The sequence below is a fragment of the Salinisphaera japonica YTM-1 genome (genome assembly GCF_003788585.1).
Taxonomy (GTDB): domain Bacteria; phylum Pseudomonadota; class Gammaproteobacteria; order Nevskiales; family Salinisphaeraceae; genus Salinisphaera; species Salinisphaera japonica.
On sequence record NZ_AYKG01000009.1, the window covers coordinates 1 to 21,547 of the forward strand.

Genomic DNA, 21,547 nt, shown 5'->3' on the forward strand with positions numbered 1-21,547 from the left:
CCATAGTCGATTTTATGGAGCGCTTGGCGCGGACTCGTACGAAACGGCAACAGCCCCTAGTGTCCTGTAACAGAAATTCGTTCGCATAGTCGTTCGATTTTGCGAAGTATGGAATCGGCTGTGGCGTACCAGACAAAGGGTGCGCATTGCGCGTTGTGTTGTTCGACAAATCGCTCGATCCGAGACACCAGATCTTTAACGCTGGTGAACGAACCCCGCCGGATGGCGCGCTCGGTGATATGCCCGAACCATCGCTCGACCTGATTGAGCCACGAGGCGTAGGTCGGCGTGAAATGAAGCTTAAAGCGCGGTCGCTGCGCCAACCAGGCGCGCACCTTCGGATGTTTGTGGGTCGCATAGTTATCAAGCACGAGGTGCACGTCCAGACCCGTCGGCACTTGGCGCTCGATGTGCTTGAGAAAACGCAGAAACTCCTGGTGACGATGTCGGTGTTGGCATTGCGCCATGACCTCGCCGGTCGCGATATTCAACGCGGCGAATAATGTCGTCGTGCCGTGGCGTACATAGTCATGGGTGACGCCCTCGACGTAGCCCAGTCCCAGCGGCAGCATGGGCTGAGTGCGATCCAGCGCCTGCACCTGGCTTTTCTCATCCACGCAGAGCACCAATGCCTTGTCCGGCGGGTTGAGATACAGCCCGACGACATCACGAACTTTCTCCGCAAAGTACGGATCGGTGGACAGTTTGAAATGACGCTGACGATGCGGGGCGATCGCAAACGCAGACCATATCCGTTGCACTGTCATATGCGATAGGCCCGCTTCTCGGGCCATACGACGGGTACTCCAGTGCGTCGCATCGTCTGGCGTGCGTTGCAGCGTGTGGTTGAGCAACGCCATGACACGCTCATCGCCAATCTCGCGAGGCCGACCGGGCCGTGTGGCGTCATGTAATCCGGCCACGCCCTGGGCCACAAAGCGTTGACGCCATTTACCCACTGACCGGGGCGTCACGGCCAGCCGGGCAGCCACTGCCTTATTGGTCTGTCCTTCGGCGCATGCCAACACGATCTGGGCGCGCTGCACGATACTGAATGGATAGCTGCGTGAGCGCGCCAGCGACCTGAGTTCGTCGGCTTCGGTCGATGACAATGAAATCGGCGGTAGAAAACGTCCGCGGGGCATCGCATACACCCGTGTTGAAGTCTAAGACCAATAGTACGAATTTGGGTTACAGGACACTAGCCGAGTGGGTTTTTTATCGGGGCGGGGAGGCGACAGGGTGCTATGACGAAAAACATCAGGAACGCCGTGATCTTCACCGATATGGACGCCACCCTGCTCGATCACGACACCTACGACTGGGCGCCGGCCGCGGGGGCGCTGGCGGCTCTGGCCGAGCGAGATATCCCGGTATGTCTGTGCACCAGCAAAACCGTGGCCGAAGTGCGCGACTGGCAGGCGCGCCTGGGCCTGCACACGCCGTTTGCCAGTGAGAACGGCGGCGTGGTGGCGGTGCCTGCCGGCTATTTCGAGTCATGCCCGCCCACGACGGATGCCGAGTGGCAGACGACGACGCTTGGCAAGCCACGCGAAGCACTCTGTGCGCTGGCTTATCGCCTGCGTGAACAGCGCGGCTATCGTTTCACCGGGTTTGCTGAAATGTCGATCGCCGATATTGGCGCGGCGACGGGGCTGGGCCGCCACGCCGCCGCACGGGCCGCGCAGCGCCAGGCCTCCGAGCCGCTGCTCTGGCAGGACAGCGATCAGGCCGCCGCCGCATTCAGTCGAGAGATCGAGGCGGCCGGGGCCATGACGCGACGCGGCGGGCGTTTTCTGCACGTGCTGGGCCATGCCGACAAGGCGGATGCGCTGGCCTGGTTGCGCGTGCGCTACGAGGCGCGTGGTGCGATTCTTGCTATTGCCCTTGGGGATTCAGAAAACGACCGGGCCATGCTGGCCGCGGCCGATATCGGTTACTGGGTGGCCCGTACCGACGGCCGTTATTACGCCCCGGCCACGGGCACGATTCGTCATGCGCCGGGCATCGGTCCGGCCGGCTGGGCGGCGGCGATCAATGCCTTGATCGACCGCGCCGAGCTATAAGCAGAACAAACAAGGGGAAAAACGCGATGGCGGACTTCTATCAGAACGGCAACATCACCACGCTCCACCGGCTGGCCGAGCGCCCGATCGAGGATCTCGAGGCCGAGTTGGCCCGGTATTCACGCCGCCGGCCCATGTCGCTGATCCTGCCGTGTCTGTATTCCGAGCTGGAAGGCACGGCGCTGCCGAAAATCGTGGATGCGCTGTCGCAGGTCTCGTATCTGTCCGAGATCATCATCGGGCTCGACGGCGCGAATGCCGCGCAATACGACCACGCTTATGAATTCTTTGCCCCGCTGGCACCTCGCCACCGCCTGATCTGGAACGACGGGCCGCGCGTGCAGGCGATTCTCGAGCGCCTGAAGGCCGAGCGCCTGGCCCCTGACCGGCCGGGCAAGGGTGCCAACGTCTGGAACTGCATGGGTTATTTCCTGGCCAGCGGCCGGGGGCGCGTGCTGGCCATGCACGACTGTGACATCACCACCTACAGCCGCGACATGCTGGCCCGGCTGTACTACCCGATGGTGCACCCGAACTTCGCCTTCAAGTTCTCCAAGGGCTATTACGCCCGCGTGGCCGATGGCCATATCAACGGCCGCGTCGTGCGGCTGTTCATGACGCCGTTGATTCGCGCGCTGGATACCGTCGTCGGCTCGATGGATTATCTGGATTTCATGGACAGCTTTCGGTATCCGCTGTCCGGCGAGTGTGCGATGAGCGATTCGGTCGCCGAATCCATCCGGATTCCCAGCGACTGGGGCCTGGAGGTCGGCATCCTGGCCGAGGTGCACCGCACCTATGGCGGCAACGCCTGTTGCCAGGTCGATATTGCGGATCATTACGACCACAAGCACCAGGCCGTGGCGAATCATTCAGCCAATACGGGCCTGGCCAAGATGAGCCTGGATATCGCCAAGGCCCTGTATCGCAAGCTGGCCACCTACGGCGTAACGCTCACCCCCGAGACGATCCGTACCATCAAGGCCGTATACTTGCGAAACGCGCTCGATGCGGTCGAACGCTTCTATTTCGATGCCCAGATCAACGGCCTGACGCTCGATCGACACACCGAGGAGAAAACCGTCGAGGTGTTCGTCGAGTCCGTCATCAAGGCCGGCGATGAATACGTGGCCAATCCGATGGAAGTGCCTTTCATGCCGACCTGGAACCGCGTGCGCTCGGCCTGCCCGGACCTGCTCGACGATTTCTACGAGGCCGTCGAGGCCGATCGCCGTGAGCGGGTCTGCGGCTGATACCGCTGGCCCGGTTTGTCGCCTACAACCTACAAGGAACACCCATGCGCTCGACTCATCTTTTCCGTGGCACCATCTCGTTGGCTCTAGCGGCCTGTTTTGTCGCCGCGCCGGCGCTGGCGGCCCCGAACAACCCGGATGATGTGATCTACCCGCGGGATCTGCTCAAGGCCAAACCGGCCCAGGCCAAGCAGTATCAGAACGTCGTCAAACCCGTGGCCAGCGAACATGCCTGGATCGGAAAGGGCGGCACCCAGACACCGGTGACCGAGGTCTCGTTCGGCGGCACCGACTACGCCGTGCTGTCCAGCTGCAAGCCGCACGACTGTGCCAACGAAAACCTTGTTGTCCTGCTGCCGGGCAGCAACACGGCACAGGGTGAGGCCGTCGGCGCGCTCGTCGCCAATACCGGCGATCAGGGTCTGGGCCCGGCCCGATCCACGATCACCTGGCTCGGCGAGCCGGCCCGCGATCAGCGCCGTTTTCTGGGGGCGTATCTGTTTCGTTGAACAACGGCGGCTCCGGCGGGTTCGCCGGCTGATCGCGCGTGCTCATGAAATCAGCGCTCACCCCCGGGCCATCGAACCAATCGTCCCAGCGGGAATCACGCGGGGTGGGCCTCGTTAACGTCTCGTGTGTCATCACCATCACCATCACCTGCAATCAATCGCTGATCCAGGCTACTTCATAAGCCGCTATATTCAGCATCCGGCGCCCGTCCTCGATCTCGGCGCCGGTGACGACGTTATGCCAGGTGGTGGCGTCGGGCAGGTGATGGGTCGGGATATCGATCGCAGTATCGCTGACGTTATGGATCGCCAGCAGGGTCTGGCCGCTGGCCTTGCGTTCCAGGGCGAACAGGCCGGGGCCGAGATCGACGACGCTTTGGTCCGCGTCGGGATGAAAGGCCGGCTGCGCGGCGCGTACGGCGAGCAGGTGCTTGAGGCGGGCCAGTACGGTGGCCGGCGCGGAGTCTTGCGCCAGGGTGCGATCCAGTTCGCCGGCGTCGTATCGACGCCGGTTGATGGCCCGGCTCATGCCGGTGGCCTCGACGCCGCCCCGATCGTTGTGGGTGGCCACCAGGCTATGAAAATACAGCGCGGGGATGCCGGCCAGCGCCATGGTGATCGCCTGGCTGACCACGAAGCGATCGATATGCGCCGGCGTATCGCGCGCCTCGGGCGCGGCCAGCAGGTCGTAGTAGCTGATGTTCAGCTCGTAGGGCCGTGTGCTGCCGTCGCTCATTGATCGGGTGGAGACGAAGCCGCCGCGGGCGCGCGTGCTCTCAACCAGTGCCGTCAGCTCGTCCTCGTCAAGAATCGATTCCACCGAGCGCACGCCGATGCCGTCGTGGCTGGCGGTGAAGTTGAGAAAATGACAACCGGCCGGCAAGGGCGGCAGGCTCGCTGCCCAGGCCGAAAGCTGGCGGGCATCGCCGCCCAGCAGCGTATGGGCGATCAGCGGCGGCAGCACGAACTGATAAGCCACGTGGGCCTCGTCGCCATCGGTGAGATACGAGATGTTCTCGGCGTGCGGCACGTTGGTTTCGGTGATCAGCAGCGCGCCCGGGGCATAACGATCGATGAGTGCCCGCAGGAACTTGATCACCCGATGGGTCTGCGGCAGATGAATACAGCTCGTGCCGACTTCCTTCCACAAAAAGCCCACGGCATCCAGGCGCACCAGGGCGGCCCCGCGGGCGATGTATTCCAGAATGATATCGATGAACTCGCGCAGGACCTGCGGGTTGGAGAAATCCAGATCGATCTGGTCATCCGAGAACGTGGTCCATAGATGACGCGGGCCGCGGGCGGTGGCCACCTCGGTCAGAAGCGGGGTGGGCCGTGGTCGAGTGACCGAGCGCAGATCGGTTTTCGGGTCCATCTCGATGAAATAATCCCGGCCCGGGTCGGCGTTGGCCAGATAATGGGCAAACCACACGCCGCGGCGCGAGGCATGGTTGAGGATCAGATCGAACATCAGCGGTTTGTCGTCGGACAGATCGTTGATGTCTGCCCAACCGCCGTAGTCGGCGTTGACCGCACGATAATCCTTGACCGAAAAACCGCCGTCGGAGCTGGCCGGGTAGAAGGGCAGGATATGAACCGCGCTGACGGCATCGGCCAGATGATCGGCCACGAAGTCACGCAGGGTGGCCAGCGGGGCCTCGCCGGGGCGCTGAACGATATCGGGATAGGTGATCATGAGGTTCAGTGAGGCATCCACGGCCAGCGATACCGTGCGCGGCAAGCCATGACGGCGTGCCGCATCCTGAGCGGCCTCCACGCATTCGCGGGCCGGCCCGTCGCCGTAGAGCGGCACGAGCCATTCGACCAGATCCTGCTGTGTCGGCGTGGCCGCCAGGCTGTTTGAAACAACATCGCTCATGCGTGATCTATCCTGTTGCGGGTCGAAAGGGGATTCATCCATGGCACCCAATCAGCAAACAAGATACATACCAGGTCGCTGGCCAGGCCTGAATCGCGAGGCGATGTCGTGACCGTGCGGCCTGCCGTGGTGTACGCCTAGCATGGGCTCTACGCGACCTCTCGGCGCGCCGCGCCAGCGCCGCTCCCTGATCGGCACGCTTGCACGCACCGTGTTGGCCGGTGGACTGGCCCTGGCCGTCGTGTTCGTGGGCCTGCCCTGGCTGGTGGGCCAGCAACTCGAGGCCCGGCTGCACGACTCGCTCGAGCAGGGCGCGCACAACGCCGGCCTGCGGCTCGCCGATTGGCGGCTGAAGCGCGGCCTGCGGGCCAGCGACGTCGAAGCACGCCTGGTGGCCGATACATGTATTAGTGCCTGCACGGCCGCTCGTTTCAGCGGGCGGCTCGTGCATGGCCCGCTCTGGGCCGGGCGCACGGGGGTTGATCTCGGCCTAGCGCGGCTGACGGGCCGGCTCTCGCGCGAAGCCGGTCATAACGGCCCCGCGCTGCCCGGCCTGCCGGCGCTTCGCGTGGCTGCGACTGCCGATCTGCTGGGCACCGGCCGTGTGACGATCAGCGCCCCGGCCTTCGAGACCGCGATCATCCGAGCATCCGACACGGCCATCGAGGCTCGCACGCCGCGCCTGGCCGGCGCGGCCAGCCACGCCGATCTGGCATTCAGTGACTTCGGCCGTCGGCTGGGCGTCTGGCGTGTCGAGATGCCGCGCCTGGTACGTGCTGGGGCCACGGCCGGGCAGATCGGTGTGCGCGGGCTGACAGCGCGTGGCGATATACAGGCACAGACGCTGAGCATGCACCTGCAACGCGTCGTGGCTGATGACGGCCAGGGCCGGGCCACGCGAATCCGTGATCTTGCTGCCTCGCTGGCGCCAGCCGATGCCGGGCGCCAGCGATTGGCCGTAGACGCTGACCGGATCCTGTTGCCGGATAATCAAAATGCGGCCCTGACGCTTGAGGCCGTCGGCAATCGGGCCGTGTTTGTCGCCGGGCCACGTATCGCAGCCGGTTGGCGTGCCCGAGGCGGGCTGGCCGGCGGCGCGCTCAATCAATCCGGTTTCTATGACGAGACGGTCGCCGAGGCATTGGCCGCGGCGGATCTGGAAGCACAAATGTCTCTCGTGGCCGGCGATGAGCGTCTGTCCGCACGGCTCATACTGGCCGCACCGCCCGATCTGGGCGGGCCGACCAACGCGGTCGATGTGCTCTCGGCGCTGGACCTGCAAGCCCGTGCTGGCCTGTCACAACACTGGCTGCGCCGGCTGGCCGCACGAGCCCGGCCACCCGCGCCGATCGACGATACCGAGCGGGTCATCGATCGTATGATCGAGCAGCTGGTAGCACGCGCGCTGATCGTTCGCGATGGGCCGGCGCGCTACGCCAGCCGGGCTCGGTTCCAGGACGGACGTTTGATCATCAATGGCCGCCCCCGGCCCGAATGGCGCTCGATCGCCCAGCAGCTCCAGGCCGCGGCCCCGGGGCTCTGACAGGCCATGCCTGACTGAAGGGCTGATTGGAGCCTGATTTTAGATCACGCGGGTGCAGGCGTTATCATGCCCACATTGACGGTCAAACCTGTTTCTGACGGCCGCACCCCATGTCTTTCGAGCGTCGATACGCCGACGCCGGAGTTATCGCATGTCTTTCGATCACGAATCCGCCGGCACGGCCTTGAACCAGGCCCCGGATGTCTTTGATGTCATCGTCGTCGGCGGTGGCCATGCCGGCACGGAAAGCGCCACCGCCGCCGCGCGCAGCGGCGCCAGGACGCTGCTTCTGACCGACAACATCGAGACCATCGGCCAGATGTCGTGCAATCCGGCCATCGGCGGGATCGGCAAGGGCCATCTGGTCAAGGAAATCGATGCCCTGGGCGGCGTGATGGGCCGCGCGGCCGATCGTGGCGGCATCCAGTTTCGTACGCTCAATGCCCGCAAGGGCCCGGCCGTGCGCGCTACCCGTGCCCAGGCCGATCGCGCGTTGTACAAGGCCGCCGTGCGCGATCTCGTCGAGGGCGAGCCCAATCTGGCCCTGTTTCAGCAGAGCGTGGCCGATCTGATCGTCGAGGACGGCCATGTCGCCGGCGTGATGACCGGCATGGGCCTGGCCTTTCGGGCGCGCGCGGTCGTGCTTACGGTCGGCACGTTTCTGGGCGGCACGATCCATATCGGCGACAAGCGCTTTGGCGGCGGGCGCGCCGGTGATAGCCCCTCCAACGCGCTGGCCGAGCGCCTGCGCGGGCTGGACCTGCCGGTCGGCCGGCTCAAGACCGGCACGCCGCCGCGTATCGATGCCCGCTCGATCGATTATTCGCGCCTGGCCGAGCAGCCGGGCGATGACCCGGCCCCGGTGTTTTCGTTCATGGGCACCCGCGCCGAGCACCCGCGCCAGGTGCCTTGTCATATCACGTATACCAATCAGGCCACCCACGACATCATCCGCGGGCGTCTGCACGAATCCGCGATCTATTCCGGGGCCATCGATTCCGCCGGGCCGCGTTATTGCCCGTCCATCGAGGACAAGATCGTGCGCTTTGCCGACAAGGACAGCCACCAGATCTTCATCGAGCCCGAGGGGCTGCACTCGAACGAGGTTTATCCCAACGGCATCTCGACCAGCCTGTCGTTCGAGACCCAGCTGGCGCTCGTGCGCTCGATCGAGGGCTTCGAGAATGCCCATATCACGCGCCCCGGCTATGCCATTGAATACGATTATTTCGACCCGAGAGCGCTGAATCACGCGCTGGAGACCCAGGCCATCGGCGGGCTGTATTTCGCCGGCCAGATCAACGGCACCACCGGCTATGAAGAAGCCGCGGCCCAGGGCCTGCTGGCCGGTATCAACGCCGCGCGGGCCACACGCGGCGAGCCGGCCTGGTGCCCGCGCCGTGATGAGGCTTATCTGGGCGTGCTTGTGGATGATCTGGTCACCCGCGGCACGATCGAGCCGTACCGCATGTTCACCTCGCGCGCCGAGCATCGCCTGCTGCTGCGCGAGGACAACGCCGATGCCCGCCTGACGCCCGTCGGGCGTGACATGGGCCTGGTCGATACCGCGCGTTGGGATGCGTTCACCGCGCGTCGCGAGGCCGTGGCCGCCGAACAGGTGCGGCTGGCTGCACTCGTGATCAAACCGGCGGATCTGGGCGATGATCACGGCCAGGCGCTGTTGGGCAGCCCGCTGGCCCAGGCGCAGAGTGCGGCCGATCTGCTCAAGCGTCCGGGCGTGACCCACGGGGCACTGACCGGCGTGGCCGCTATCGGCCCCGCGGCCTGCCACGGTTTGTCTGTCGAGGCCGCCACGGCGGTCGGGGAACAGGTCGAGATTCAGGCCAAGTACGCCGGTTATATCGCCCGTCAGCGCGACGAGATCGACCGGGCGGCAGCCCATGAGGCCACGCGGCTGCCGGTGGATATGGACTATGCCAGCGTCACCGGCCTGTCCAACGAGCTACGGGCCAAGCTGGGCGCGGTGCACCCGGCCACCATCGGCCAGGCCTCGCGTATTCCCGGCATGACGCCGGCCGCGATCTCGCTGTTGCTGGTGCACCTGAAGAAATCGGGCGAGCGTCTGGCCAAGGCCGGCTGATGTGTCGGGCCGGCGGCTCTGCGCTGAACATGGCATGATCCGTGCTCTCGGATATGGCTTGAATGGTTTGAATCGTCACGGGGGCATCTTGGCGCGAACCGGCCTATCAATCGCTGCGGGGCTGACTCTGGTGGCCGTACTGACCGGCTGCGGGGGCGACGAATCCGGCTTTGCCAATCGTCTCGCCCCGGCCGTCGCCGCTGACGGCACCAAAACCCTGCGCTACGGCAACCAGACCGAGCCCGGCACCCTGGACCCGCATCAGGCCTCGGGCGTGCCGGCGGCCAACGTGCTGCGCGATCTCTATGAGGGGCTGGTCATCACGGGCGCTGACGACAAGATCATTCCCGGCGTGGCTGAGTCGTGGACAATCAGCGACGACCGGCTGACCTATACCTTCAAACTGCGCAGTGATGCCCGCTGGTCCAACGGCAAGCCCGTCACCGCCCAGGATTTCGTCTACAGCCTGCGCCGTGCGGTGGCCCCGACCACGGCTTCGTCCTATGCCGATATCCACGCGCCGATCAAGAACGCCACCGCGATCATCAACAATGACAAGCCGCCGGAGACACTGGGCGTTGCCGCCCCCGATGCGCACACGCTGGTCATCCGGCTGAAAGAGCCCACGCCGTTCTTTCTGCAGACACTCACGCATCCCAGCAGCGATCCCGTCTATCGCCCGGCGGTCGAACAATGGGGCGATAGCTTCACCCAGCCCGGCCATGCCGTGACCAACGGCGCCTACACGATGGACGCCTGGCGGGTGAACGAGCGCATACGCGTCAAGCGCAACCCGTACTACTGGGATAACGCCAATACCGCCATCGACCGGGTCGAGTTCTATCCCATCGAGGACGGCAACTCCGAGCTGTCGCGTTACCAGGCCGGCGGGCTGGATTGGGCGGCCACGGTACCGCCGGCGGCCACGGCGCGGATCAAGCGGCATATCCCGGATCAATATCATGCCGTGCCGACCATCGGCATCGCGTATCTGGGCCTGAACATGCGCCATGCCCCGTTTGCCGATAACCGCAAGCTGCGCCTGGCACTCTCAATGGCACTGGACCGCGATGTGATCACCGACAAGATCCTGCGCGGCGGCCAGCCCACGCTCTATAGCGCGGTGCCGGATACCGTGCGCGGCTATACGCCGGTCGAATACGACTGGCAGGACTGGCCCGACGACAAGCGCAAGGCCCGCGCGCGCCGGCTTTATCACGAAGCCGGCTACTCGGCAGAACACCCGCTACAGGCCGAATATCTCTATCCCTCGGGCGGGGTGGGCAAGACCCTGGGGCTGGTGGCCGTGGCCATGTGGCGCGAGGTGCTGGGCGCCGACATCACGCCGATCAACCAGGAATGGAAGGTCTTTCTACAGACCGCCCGCGAAGGCTATGACACCCAGATCTTCTGGGGCGGCTGGATCGGCGACTACGACGACCCGAACACGTTTTTCTCGATCTTCAATTCCAAAGCTGCGCTCAACTATACCGGCTACGACAGCCCGGCCTATGACACGGCCCAGGAGCGCTCCAGCCATACGCCAACCGGGGCCAAACGCACGGCCTTGATGCACAAGGCCGAGGCCACGCTACTGCACGACGCGCCGATCATTCCGGTCTGGGTGTATACCTATCATCAGCTCGTCAAGCCTTATGTGACGAGCTATCAGCCCAGCGCGCTCGGTAATTATTACAGCAAGAACTTCGATATCCGACCGGGCCAAGACGCCGACGGCGGGGCAGGCGGGCACTGATGCTGGCCTATACCCTCAAACGCCTGGCTGGCGTGGTGCCCACGTTGTTCATCCTGCTCACGGCCACGTTTCTGCTCGTGCACCTGGCGCCCGGCAGCCCGCTGGACGGTGACCGGCCGATGCCGGCCGAGATCCGGGCCAATCTCGAGGCGAAATATCATCTCGACGAGCCGCTTATTCAGCAGTACGGGCGTTATCTGGCGAATACCGCGCAACTGGATTTCGGGGCGTCCTATCAATACAAGGACACCTCGGTGAACGATCTGATCGCCACCGGGTTTCCGGTCTCCTTGGCGGTAGGCGGCTTTTCCCTGCTCTTTGCATTGGTGCTCGGCATCCCGCTGGGGATTCTGGCGGCTGTGCGCCAGAACATGCCGGCGGATTACGGGGCGATGGGGGCCTCATTGGCCGGTATCTCGGTGCCCAATTTCGTGCTCGGCCCGCTCATGATTCTGGCCTTTGCCGTGTATAACGACTGGCTGCCGGCCGGCGGCCTGGGCGGCTGGCAGCACTATGTGATGCCGGTGATCGCGCTGGGCACCATGTATCTGGCCTATGTCACCCGCCTGATGCGGGCAGCGACCATCGAGGTGCTGCGCGCGCCGTTCATCCGTACGGCCCGTGCCAAGGGGTTGTCCGAGACCCGGGTGTTCGTGGTGCACGTGTTGCCGGCAGCACTCCTGCCGGTCATCTCGTTCCTGGGCCCGGGGGCGGCCGCGATCCTCACCGGCTCGGTCGTGGTCGAGCAGATCTTTGGCATACCGGGGCTGGGGCGTTTTTTCGTCACCGCCGCGCTCAATCGCGATTACACGCTGGTGCTGGGCATCACGCTGTTCTACGGCATCATCATCATCGCCTTCAACCTGGTGGTCGACGTGCTTTATGGCTGGCTTGATCCGCGGGTGACATACCGATGAGCCGGGCGGTGACAAAACAGGCCGGGGGCTGGCGCAAGCAACAGGCCCTGGACCGCGCGGCCGCCGGCAACAGCCTCGGGCGTGACGCCTGGCGCCGGCTGTCGGCCAACCGGGCCGCGATGACGTCGCTCGGCGTGCTGGTGAGCATCACGCTGGCCGTGATCATCGGCCCGTGGCTGACATCTTATGATTACTTCTCCCAGGATTATGACGCGATCTGGCAGGCCCCGAGCCTGGCGACCGGGCACTGGTTCGGCACCGACCAAGTCGGGCGCGATCTGTTTGCCCGCACGCTGACCGGCGGGCGAATATCGCTCATGGTGGGCATCGTGACCACGCTGGTCAGCCTGGTGATCGGCGTGACGTATGGCGCGGTGGCCGGTTTTATCGGCGGCAAGACCGATTCCTTGATGATGCGAGCCGTGGATATTCTCTATTCGCTGCCGTTCATGTTCTTCGTGATTCTGCTGGTGGTGTTTTTCGGGCGGAATCTGTTCTTGTTGTTCGCCGCCATCGGCGCGGTGAGCTGGCTGGATATGGCGCGTATCGTTCGCGGGCAGACGCTGGCCATCAAGAGCCAGCCTTATATCGAGGCCGCGCGTATGGCCGGTGCGGGAACCGCGCGCATCATCGCCCGTCATGTGGTGCCCAACCTGGCGGGCATCGTGGTGGTCTATGTCACGCTGACCATCCCGCAGGTGATTCTGTTTGAATCCTTCCTGAGCTATCTGGGGCTCGGCGTGCAGCCGCCAGCGACGTCCTGGGGGGCGCTCATCAACGACGGTACGGGGGAGATGAGTGTCGCCCCCTGGCTGGTGTTGATCCCGTCGATATTCCTGGCCGTTACGTTGTTCTGCTTCAACTTCATCGGCGACGGGCTGCGCGATGCGCTCGACCCGAAGGATCGCTAGGCCGTGTTGTTGCGCGTGGATAACCTGGCCATCGAGTTCGCGACCTACAGCGGCACTGTGCCGGCCGTGCGCGATTTGAGCTTCGCGACCGATCACGGCGAGTCCGTGGGCATCGTGGGCGAGTCCGGCTCGGGCAAGAGTCAGAGCGTGCTGGCACTGATGGGTCTTGTGGCCGACAACGCGCGTGTGGCCGGCTCGGCGCGGCTGGCCGGGCCGGACGACGCCGCCCCGGTCGAACTGATCGGGGCCCGGGCACGGGTGCTGCGGCGCGTACGCGGGGCCCGCATCGCCATGATCTTTCAAGACCCCATGACCGCGCTCAACCCGCATCTGCGTATCGCCACACAGATGACCGAGCTGGTGCGCACGCATCTGGGCGTATCAAAAAGAGAGGCCACCGAACGCGCGGTGGCCATGCTCGAGGCCGTGCGCATACCGCAGGCCGCGCGTCGCATGCGGGCTTATCCGCATCAGTTTTCCGGCGGCATGCGCCAGCGGGTGATGATCGCCATGGCGCTTGCCTGTGAGCCCGAGCTGCTCATCGCCGACGAGCCCACCACCGCACTCGATGTGACCGTACAGGACGAGATTCTGGAAACCATCGCCGAACTGCGCGCGGCCACAAATACCGCGCTGTTGCTCATCACACATGATCTGGGCGTGGTCGCCGGCCAGTGCGCACGCACCATCGTGATGCAGAACGGTCAGGTGGTGGAGCAGGGCGCGACCGAGCGTATCTTCGAACAACCCGCTGCAACCTACACCCAAGACCTGCTCGCCGCGATTCCACGCCTGTAGACTGGCCCGATGACCTGGCACGAATGGCTCGATCTGCTGCAGTTCTGGGGCCCGGTGATCATCGTGGTCGGCAGCGCCGTGGCCGCGGCCGGGCACGCGCTGCTCACCCGCGAGACGCCGGCCAGTGCCTTCGGCTGGATCGGCGTATCGCTGCTCTTTCCGCCGGTCGGCCCGCTGTTGTATTACGCTTTTGGCGTGAACCGCGTGCGGATTCGCGCCCGCCGGCTGGACCGGGCCTCGCGCCACGGTCTGGGCGCGCATCGGCCCGGCCCCACGGCCGAGCTGCGTGATTATCGCGGGTTCATCAAGGCCCGGCGCCGCGGGTTGGCGGCCGCCGGCGATCGCCTATCGGCCTGGCCGGTGGTCGCCGGCAACCAGGTCGACGTGCTCAATAACGGCGAGAAAGCCTATCCGCCGATGCTCGACGCCATCGACGAAGCCCACGGGTTCGTCTATTTGACGACCTATATCTTCGAAACCAATCGTATCGGCAAGCGCTTCATCGACGCACTGGCCCGGGCCACGGCTCGCGGGGTGGATGTGCGCGTGCTCATCGACGGCGTGGGCGAGTGGTATGCCTTGCCCGGCAAGCGCCCGGTCGCGTTGCTGGCGGCCGCGGGCGTGCGCACCGCACGGTTTCTGCCGCCGCGGCTCTGGCCGCCGGCCCTGCGGCTGAACCTGCGCAACCACCGCAAGATACTGGTCACCGATAACGGTATCGCCTTCACCGGCGGCATGAACATCGGCGATCGACACATGGCCCAGGAAAAAGGCGGCGTCGCGGATATGCATTTTCGCCTGGCCGGGCCCATCGTGCGCCAGATCGAGGCCGTGTTTCTCTCCGACTGGGCGTTTGCCACCGGCGAACAATCGCGCGTGTCGGGCCGGCATCTGCCATCGCTGGGGGCCGCCGGCTGTCGCAGCATCGAAAACGGGCCCACGCGGGATTTCGAAACCCTGTCCACGCTGCTGCTCACCGCCGTATCCAGCGCCCACCGCCGCGTGACCATCGTCACCCCGTATTTCCTGCCCGGCCAGGCACTCGTCGGCGCGCTCCAATCTGCGGCCCTGCGCGGGCTGGATGTCTCCATCGTCATGCCCGGACGCAACAACCTGCCTTTCGTGGCCTGGGCCGCCCGCCACGGCCTGGATGAACTGCTGTCCTGCGGCGCGCGTGTCTACTTCCAGCCGCCGCCGTTTGCCCACAGCAAACTCTTCATCATCGACGACGACTATGCGCTCGTCGGCTCACCCAACATCGACCCGCGCTCGCTGCGCCTGAACTTCGAACTGGCCGTGGAAATCTACGACAGCACCACCGTCGAAACCCTGCTCGCCCACGTCGACGGCCTGATCGGCCAAGCTCACGAATACACCCAGGCCCAACTCGCCGCCCGCAGCTTTCCCGCGCGGCTGCGGGATTCGTTCTTTTGGTTGTTTTCGCCGTATTTTTGACGACGACTCGTATTCGACCGAACCGTAGCAATACCCACGGACTCCAAGCCGCGATCAGAGCCTGCTAATGCGCATAGTCGCGTACACATAAACGCGCCTGGCGTATATTGGGATACATGCACCCCGATTGGTGATGGCGATGAGCAAGCAAACGGCCTTAAGGCTCCCCGACGAGACCTACGAACGGCTTCAAGCGCTAGCGGGGCGTACCGGGCGTACGGCCACGTATTACATAAGAGAAGCCATCGAGACACACCTCGATGATCTAGAGGATATTTATCTGGCGGAGCAAACCGCGGAACGTATCCGTCGCGGTGAGGAGGCAATCGTTAGCGCGGAGACGTTCTGGCGTGAACTGGACGATTGAATACGCGCGCTCCGTCACGAAAGCCGTTCGTAAAATGGACCCGCCGACCCGGCAGCGAATCAAAGACTTTCTCGAACATCGCGTCGCTGCCCTGACCGACCCGCGCGAGATTGGCGACCCGCTAAAAGGCGAATTGGCTGGCCTCTGGCGCTACCGGGTCGGCGATTATCGAATCATCTGCGAGATACGCGAGGAAACATTAATCGTGCTCGTAGTTCGGATCGGTCACAGACGTGCGGTGTACCGATAAAAATATAGCTATTGAAAAAATGAAAAATCGGCCGTCAGTTCAGCGCCAGCGTTTCCAATACGTCGGCAAGCGCGCGCCGGCCGGCGTCATCGAGTGTTTGTAGCGGGCGCGGTAGACACTCGGGACTTACCAGGCCGAGCTGTTCGGCCGCGGTCGCGATGACCCGGAGACTGCCGCCGTGCCGGCCGTAGAGCTGCCAGAGGGGGGACAGCGCATCGCAGCGTTTTGTGGCCAGGCCGGCCTGGCCGGCCCGTGCGGCCTGTGTAATCGCCTGGGCGGCCTCGGGGAACAGTCCGCCCACAACCGAATACCAGGCATCGCAGCCGGCGTTGAGCCCGCGCGCGGCAAAGGCGTCGCCGCTCACGCCGACGGTCACGCCCGAGGGTAATCGGGCTTTCAAATCCTTGACCCGGTTGGTGGCTGCGTCGTGATCGGCCGGTACGCCGGGAATCTTGATCGAGCCGATATTCGGCAGACGGGCGATTGCGGCGTGCAGCTCGTCCGAAAACTCGAAGTGCGTCGTCGTTGGGTTGTCGTAGACACAGATCGGGATATCGACCATGCGCGACACGCTCTCGTACAGCGCGAAGACTTCCTCGGCCTGTAACGGCTGATACGACATCGGTGGTAACAGCAGTCCGTCGGCGCCGGCGTGCTGTGCGTGCTCGGCATAGGCCAGCACATCGTCGGTAGTCAACGCGCCGATGCCGATCACGACCGGAATATCGCCGGCATGCGCGACGGCCAGCTGTGTGATGCGTCTGCGCTGATCAGCGCGCAGATACGCATAGTTGCCGGTTGAGCCCAGCGCACAGATCGAGTCGACCCGGGCCGCGACCAGTCGCGCCATCAAGCCGATAAAAGCAGGTTCGTCAATGCCGTCGTGGCCCAACGGGCTCAAGGGAAATGCGCTCAGTCCGGTGAACATGATGCTCCTTGGGCGCCTGTCGGCGCTGTGTCCTGCGCGGTCAGTCGCTCACAGCGCCGCGCGGTGTCTGCATATCCTTGATGAGTGTATCGGGCAGTCGAACGTCCATCGCCACCGGCCGATGATCCGAGAGTACGGCATCCACCACGCGGGCGTCGGTGATGTCGAGCGTGTCCGAGCGCAGGATATGGTCGATGCCACGCCGCGGCCGCCAGGCGGGGAAGGTGGGCAGCAGGCGGTCGTAGACCCGCAGGCTCGAGGCGGCCAGGGCCGGGTCGGCGATGAGTTCGCGGGTGGTGCAATTGGTGTCGCCCATGAGGATGACGTGTTCGTCGTGGGCGACGAGATCGCAGATGGCGGCCAGTTGTTGGGCACGGCTGGCGGCCCCCAGTGACAGGTGGGTGACGACGACGGTGAGGGCGTTGGCCGGGGTGCCGAAGCGGGCGATGAGCGCACCGCGACCGGGCACGCGGCCGGGGAGTTTGTGTTCTTCGACGTTGAACGGTTTGTAGCGGCTGATCAGCCCCAGGCCGTGCTGGGCCACGCGGCCCATGTCGCGATTGACCTGGACATACCAGTAGGCCAGGCCGGCCTCACGGGCCACGGCCTCGATCTGGTTCTGATAGCGCGAGCGCCGGCTGCCGGCATCGATTTCCTGCAGGCCTATGATGTCGTAGTCGGCGATCAGGCGGCCGATGCGGTCGAGGTTGTCGCGCACGCCCTGGCTGGGCAGCAGATGACGCCAGCCGCGGGTGAGATATTCGCGATAGCGGCGGGTGCCGATGCCGACCTGCATGTTGAAACTCAACACCCGCAGGGGGGTGTCGTTCTGGGGGGCGGTCATTCAGACGTCTCTCGGCAGCAAAATTGCATACGCCGGGTACGACGTATAGGCGTGTTCGTGGCGGGGCCGCGCAGCGTACTATGACACTTTGCCGATTGCCGAGGCGCTTGTTGCGATGACTCACAGTAGCGTTCTGACGGCCGATGCGGTATCGGTCGATTATCCGATCACGCCGGACTGGCCGTGGCAGCGCGCCGGGCGCCTGCGGGCGGTGCATAAGGCCAGCCTGTCGTTGACGGCCGGCGAAACGCTGGGGCTGGTGGGCGAATCCGGCTGTGGCAAGTCATCGTTGGCGCGCGCGTTGACGGGCCTGGCGCCGGTGACGGGCGGGCAGGTCCGTCTCGACGGGCAGACGATGCGCTTCGATCGTCGAGCCGCGACACGCGCGCTCCGGCGTGATGTGCAGATGATCTTTCAGGATCCGCTGGCCAGTCTCGACCCGCGGATGACGATCGCCCAGATTGTGGCCGAGCCGTTGGCCATATTGCGTGGCGATATCGACAAGGCCGAGCGTCGGCGCCGCGTCATCGCCATGCTGGAGCGGGTCGGGCTGACCCGGGCCCAGATGGGGCGTTATCCGCACGAGTTTTCGGGCGGGCAGTGTCAGCGTGTGGGCATCGCTCGGGCGCTTGTGGTCGAGCCGCGGGTATTGATCTGTGATGAGCCGGTTTCGGCGCTGGATGTCTCGATTCAGGCCCGGATTCTCGATTTGCTGGCCGAGCTGCAGCGCGAGATGGATATCGCGATCCTGTTCATTGCCCATGATCTGGCCGTGGTGCGCCAGATCAGCGATCGCGTGCGGGTGATGTATCTGGGCGCGCCGATGGAAGAGGCGCCGGCGGCCGCCTTGTTTGATCAGCCCAAACACCCCTATACCAAGGCGCTGTTATCCGCCGTGCCGCGGCCGGATCTGGCGGCCGAGCGTGCGCGGCGACGGATACGCCTGCACGGCGAGCTGCCCTCGGCCGCGGACCCGCCGAGCGGCTGTGTGTTTCGTACCCGCTGCCCCTGGGCACAGGCCGACTGCGGGGCGCGGGTGCCGGAATGGCGGGCGCTTGGGGGCTCGAGCGTTGCCTGTCACCACGCCGAAGCCATCGCGGCCGGCACGCTCGATCGGTCTGCCTGAGGCATGGCCGGTGGCCGGCGCCTGAGACGTCTTGTATTGGCAAGCGGGCTGGCGGCGGTGCTTGTGCTGGCCATGCTGTGTATCGGCGACCGGCTGATCGAGCGTTATGCCGTGGCGGCCACGCTGGCCCCCGAGGATGCGACCTGGGTGCGCGCGCCGGCCGCCCGGCAGATGATCGCCGCGGCGTTTGCCGATCTGGACGAGGCGTCGGTCGTCGATCACGACGTGGCGTTGATCTCTGTTGGCGGGCAACTGCCGCGCGCACCGGCCAACAACAGCCGGCGGCTGGCCCCGACCGGGCCACTGGCACGCCTGGATCGCGCGCTCGTGGACCGCGCCGCCCGTATCAGCGGCGCGCCGGATAAGGCAGGCGCGCTGGAGGCGCGCTATGTGTCTTATCTGCTGCGCCAGATCACGGCCATGCCGGGCGCTTATCGCGGCGTGATCGCCGGGCGTGACGCGGGCTATGACACCGCGGGCCATCGCCTGGCCAAGACAAACGGCCAGATCATCGACAATGCTTATGTCGCCTGGCTGGCCGCACAACGCCCGCGTGCGCTGGCGGCCGCCGTGTCGATTCATCCCGGCGCGCCCCAGGCGCCGCAGCGGCTGGCGCGTTGGGCCGATGACGGTATCCGCCGTCTGGCCTGGTGGCCGGGGCCACAGCATATCGACCCCGCCGGCCCGGCCTTGCGTGCGATCACGCCTGTGCTGGCCGACACCGGCATGACCGTATCCTTGACCGTAGGCGCCGTTACCGACCGGCTGGGCAAACGAACCTGGATTGCCCCGGCCAGCGTGGCCGCGCTGCTGGATCACGATGTGCCCGTGGAGCTGCGCCTGGGCGAATCATTGGGTCCGGCCGGGCAGGTCTTGATGCCCGAACTGGTCGCCCTGCTGCGCCAGTACCGCGGGCGGGCCGATCTCACGATCAACCTGGGCGGGTTGATCGTGACCGACGACGGGCGAGATCTGCTCGTGGGCCTGCTACAACACCCACAGTTCTACGATCACCTGGTTTATGGCAGCGGCTACCCCGAATCGATCGTGGCCGAACGCGTGCGCCTGGACGGGTTGGTTGATCGTGGCCTGATCGACAGCGCCGACCGGGCGCCGCTTGCCGATATCCGTGCCACCAACCCGTTATTGTTTGTCTATGTGCTGTATCGGCGGCTGCGGCTGCCGGATACCGATCTTCGCCTGCCCGCTTCGGTGTTCACGGCCGGGTCGTGAGGCGCGTTCTGTTCATATCGTCCGCGGATGAACGCGAATGGCAGGACGACAATCCGCCGATGAACGCCGATTGACGCAGATGAAAAGACAAGATGAAACGCCACTAAAATTCATCTTGCGGGCCTTCACGGGCCTGCGCGAGCGACGACGACGCGGTGGCGTGCACGCCATAGAAGTCATCTGCGCTACATCGGCGTCCATCGGCGGATAAAAACCGCCTGTATTCTTTCGCGCTTATTGGCGTTTATTCGCGGACCAAAAAAACCGGCCACGAAAATAGGGCCGGCTTTTTGGAAACGTCGGCCCGAGGGCCGCTATCGCGTGGTGTTAAAACCGACGCGGGCCGCGGGGGCGTTCTTCGCGCTCACGGGCTTCGTTCACGCGCAGGGAGCGGCCCTGCAGGTCTTTCTGGTTCATACCGTCGATCGCTTCACGCGCTTCGTTGTCGTTCGGCATTTCGACGAAGCCGAAACCGCGGGAGCGGCCGGTTTCGCGATCCATGATCACCTTGGCGGAGGTGACTTCGCCGAACGCCTCGAAGGCGCTGCGCAGGTCGTCGTCCGTGGAGCTCCACGACAGGTTGCCAACGTAAATATTCGTCACGACTGATCTCAGCTCATAAAAGACGTGTCATTACTTGTAAAACCGTCCGGACCCGTCAATGACACCAGAACTAAGACCAACGGAACACGGCTGAGGCCAGCCGCCCTACATTGAGTCTACCCGATTGGCAAGCCCCCGCAAGACGCCCGATAGGCGTATCGGACGAACGGTCATCAGCGCCTACGGATGCCGGCAGCTCGGCCGGTTCGAGGTCTGTTGATAGATCGCCAGCGCTTGATCCATATGCGATTGCAGCGCCTGGATACGGTGCTCGTTCGAGGGGTGGGTCGACATGAACTCGCTGGGTTTTTCCCCGTTGGAGGCCTGGCTCATGTTTTGCCACAGCTGGACCGCGGCCCGTGGGTCAAAGCCGGCCCGGGCCATCAACTCCAGGCCGATGGTATCGGCCTCGCTTTCCTGGGCGCGCGAGAACGGCAGCAGGATGCCGACCTGGGCACCCACGCCCAGTGCGGACATGATGGCCTGGCTGCCGGCGCCGCCGCCACCGCCGCCCAGAAACGCCGACAGGGCGGTCAGCCCGCCCTGGGTGGCATATTGTTGCGACATGCGCTCGTTGGGATGATCGGCGATGACGTGGCCGACCTCGTGACCGATGACGGCGGCCAGCTGGTCGCCGTTCTCGGCCACGCCCAGCAGGCCGGTATAGACACCGATATGCCCGCCGGGCAGGGCAAAGGCGTTGACCTGCTCGGATTCGAAGACCACGACATCCCAGCGGCCGGTATCAGCGGCCTGGTCGAGGCCGGGCACGCTCGTGATGTTGTTGGCCACGCACTCGACAAAGCGGTTATCGGCGGCCGAAGCATCGGTCGGGGTCTCTTTCTTGATCTGGGCAAAGCTTTGTTCGCCCATGGCGGCCATGCGCTCGTTGCCGAAAAAAGCCAGTTGATTGCGACCTGTCGGCGAGGTGGCACAGCCGGCGAGCACGAGCGAGGCCATACAAAGCAGGATGACGCGTTTCATCGTTATTGCCTACGAGACGTCGGG

Annotated in this window: 20 protein-coding genes; 14 read left to right on the forward strand and 6 right to left on the reverse strand. The window is 64.9% G+C overall.

The window, feature by feature from the left end; genetic code table 11:
* Positions 1-56 precede the first annotated feature (56 nt).
* On the reverse strand, positions 57-1,145 hold the full coding sequence (locus SAJA_RS03830; protein WP_123657341.1) for an IS630 family transposase: 1,089 nt from the start codon (positions 1,143-1,145) through the stop codon (positions 57-59).
* A 102-nt stretch (positions 1,146-1,247) separates the two neighbouring features.
* Between SAJA_RS03830 and SAJA_RS03835 the strand changes: the two genes are divergently transcribed.
* The 3 genes from SAJA_RS03835 to SAJA_RS03845 are packed head-to-tail and all read left to right on the forward strand — an operon-like array spanning position 1,248 to position 3,828.
* Positions 1,248-2,066 (forward strand): HAD-IIB family hydrolase, encoded by an 819-nt coding sequence (locus SAJA_RS03835; RefSeq protein WP_123657342.1) that lies wholly within the window; start codon positions 1,248-1,250, stop codon positions 2,064-2,066.
* 26 nt (positions 2,067-2,092) lie between these two features.
* Positions 2,093-3,319 carry a glycosyltransferase family protein gene (locus tag SAJA_RS03840; RefSeq protein WP_123657343.1) on the forward strand — a complete coding sequence of 409 codons (1,227 nt, stop codon included), beginning with the start codon at positions 2,093-2,095 and terminating at the stop codon, positions 3,317-3,319.
* 44 nt (positions 3,320-3,363) lie between these two features.
* Positions 3,364-3,828, forward strand: a complete 465-nt coding sequence (locus SAJA_RS03845) for an Ivy family c-type lysozyme inhibitor (RefSeq protein ID WP_123657344.1) — start codon at positions 3,364-3,366, stop codon at positions 3,826-3,828.
* 154 nt (positions 3,829-3,982) lie between these two features.
* Here the strand turns inward: SAJA_RS03845 and SAJA_RS03850 are convergent, their stop codons facing one another.
* Positions 3,983-5,707 carry a sugar phosphorylase gene (locus tag SAJA_RS03850; RefSeq protein WP_184999733.1) on the reverse strand — a complete coding sequence of 575 codons (1,725 nt, stop codon included), beginning with the start codon at positions 5,705-5,707 and terminating at the stop codon, positions 3,983-3,985.
* A gap of 142 nt (positions 5,708-5,849) precedes the next feature.
* Here SAJA_RS03850 and SAJA_RS03855 point away from each other — a divergent pair, with 142 nt between their 5' ends.
* The 9 genes from SAJA_RS03855 (at position 5,850) to SAJA_RS03895 (ending at position 15,805) form a co-directional block, all read left to right on the forward strand.
* Positions 5,850-7,250, forward strand: a complete 1,401-nt coding sequence (locus tag SAJA_RS03855; RefSeq protein WP_123657345.1) for a DUF945 family protein — start codon at positions 5,850-5,852, stop codon at positions 7,248-7,250.
* Between the two features lie 151 nt (positions 7,251-7,401).
* A complete protein-coding gene (gene mnmG, locus SAJA_RS03860; RefSeq protein WP_123657346.1) occupies positions 7,402-9,351 on the forward strand; it encodes a tRNA uridine-5-carboxymethylaminomethyl(34) synthesis enzyme MnmG in 1,950 nt (649 codons plus the stop codon).
* 88 nt (positions 9,352-9,439) lie between these two features.
* On the forward strand, positions 9,440-11,107 hold the full coding sequence (locus tag SAJA_RS03865) for a peptide ABC transporter substrate-binding protein (protein WP_184999734.1): 1,668 nt from the start codon (positions 9,440-9,442) through the stop codon (positions 11,105-11,107).
* The gene (locus tag SAJA_RS03870) at positions 11,107-12,024 is read left to right on the forward strand and encodes an ABC transporter permease (protein ID WP_123657348.1); all 918 of its coding nucleotides are present in this window, start codon (positions 11,107-11,109) and stop codon (positions 12,022-12,024) included. The genes SAJA_RS03865 and SAJA_RS03870 overlap by 1 nt, the downstream gene beginning before the upstream one ends.
* A gap of 8 nt (positions 12,025-12,032) precedes the next feature.
* Positions 12,033-12,935 carry an ABC transporter permease subunit gene (locus SAJA_RS03875; protein WP_245963220.1) on the forward strand — a complete coding sequence of 301 codons (903 nt, stop codon included), beginning with the start codon at positions 12,033-12,035 and terminating at the stop codon, positions 12,933-12,935.
* A gap of 3 nt (positions 12,936-12,938) precedes the next feature.
* Positions 12,939-13,733, forward strand: coding sequence for an ABC transporter ATP-binding protein (locus SAJA_RS03880; RefSeq protein ID WP_123657350.1), 795 nt, complete (start codon positions 12,939-12,941; stop codon positions 13,731-13,733).
* Between the two features lie 9 nt (positions 13,734-13,742).
* Complete coding sequence (cls, locus tag SAJA_RS03885; protein WP_123657351.1) at positions 13,743-15,188, forward strand: cardiolipin synthase; 1,446 nt, start codon at positions 13,743-13,745, stop codon at positions 15,186-15,188.
* 139 nt (positions 15,189-15,327) lie between these two features.
* Positions 15,328-15,555, forward strand: a complete 228-nt coding sequence (relB, locus tag SAJA_RS03890; RefSeq protein ID WP_123657352.1) for a type II toxin-antitoxin system RelB family antitoxin — start codon at positions 15,328-15,330, stop codon at positions 15,553-15,555.
* Complete coding sequence (locus SAJA_RS03895) at positions 15,539-15,805, forward strand: type II toxin-antitoxin system RelE family toxin (RefSeq protein ID WP_123657353.1); 267 nt, start codon at positions 15,539-15,541, stop codon at positions 15,803-15,805. Before relB ends, SAJA_RS03895 begins: the two co-directional genes overlap by 17 nt.
* A 34-nt stretch (positions 15,806-15,839) precedes the next feature.
* On the opposite strand, the gene SAJA_RS03900 is transcribed toward SAJA_RS03895, so the two are convergent.
* Both SAJA_RS03900 and SAJA_RS03905 read right to left on the reverse strand, forming a co-directional pair.
* Positions 15,840-16,733, reverse strand: a complete 894-nt coding sequence (locus tag SAJA_RS03900) for a dihydrodipicolinate synthase family protein (protein ID WP_123657354.1) — start codon at positions 16,731-16,733, stop codon at positions 15,840-15,842.
* Between the two features lie 40 nt (positions 16,734-16,773).
* A complete protein-coding gene (locus tag SAJA_RS03905) occupies positions 16,774-17,577 on the reverse strand; it encodes an endonuclease/exonuclease/phosphatase family protein (RefSeq protein WP_123657355.1) in 804 nt (267 codons plus the stop codon).
* 115 nt (positions 17,578-17,692) lie between these two features.
* Here SAJA_RS03905 and SAJA_RS03910 point away from each other — a divergent pair, with 115 nt between their 5' ends.
* Both SAJA_RS03910 and SAJA_RS03915 read left to right on the forward strand, forming a co-directional pair.
* Positions 17,693-18,703 carry an ABC transporter ATP-binding protein gene (locus SAJA_RS03910; RefSeq protein WP_123657356.1) on the forward strand — a complete coding sequence of 337 codons (1,011 nt, stop codon included), beginning with the start codon at positions 17,693-17,695 and terminating at the stop codon, positions 18,701-18,703.
* 3 nt (positions 18,704-18,706) lie between these two features.
* Entirely contained in the window at positions 18,707-19,936 is a 1,230-nt protein-coding gene (locus SAJA_RS03915; RefSeq protein WP_123657357.1) for a hypothetical protein, read from the forward strand.
* A 327-nt stretch (positions 19,937-20,263) separates the two neighbouring features.
* On the opposite strand, the gene SAJA_RS03920 is transcribed toward SAJA_RS03915, so the two are convergent.
* Together SAJA_RS03920 and SAJA_RS03925 are read right to left on the reverse strand one after the other, a co-directional pair.
* Complete coding sequence (locus SAJA_RS03920) at positions 20,264-20,539, reverse strand: RNA recognition motif domain-containing protein (RefSeq protein WP_221180114.1); 276 nt, start codon at positions 20,537-20,539, stop codon at positions 20,264-20,266.
* Positions 20,540-20,719: 180 nt separating this feature from the next.
* Positions 20,720-21,523, reverse strand: coding sequence for a M48 family metallopeptidase (locus SAJA_RS03925; RefSeq protein ID WP_123657359.1), 804 nt, complete (start codon positions 21,521-21,523; stop codon positions 20,720-20,722).
* Between the last annotated feature and the right edge of the window lie 24 nt (positions 21,524-21,547).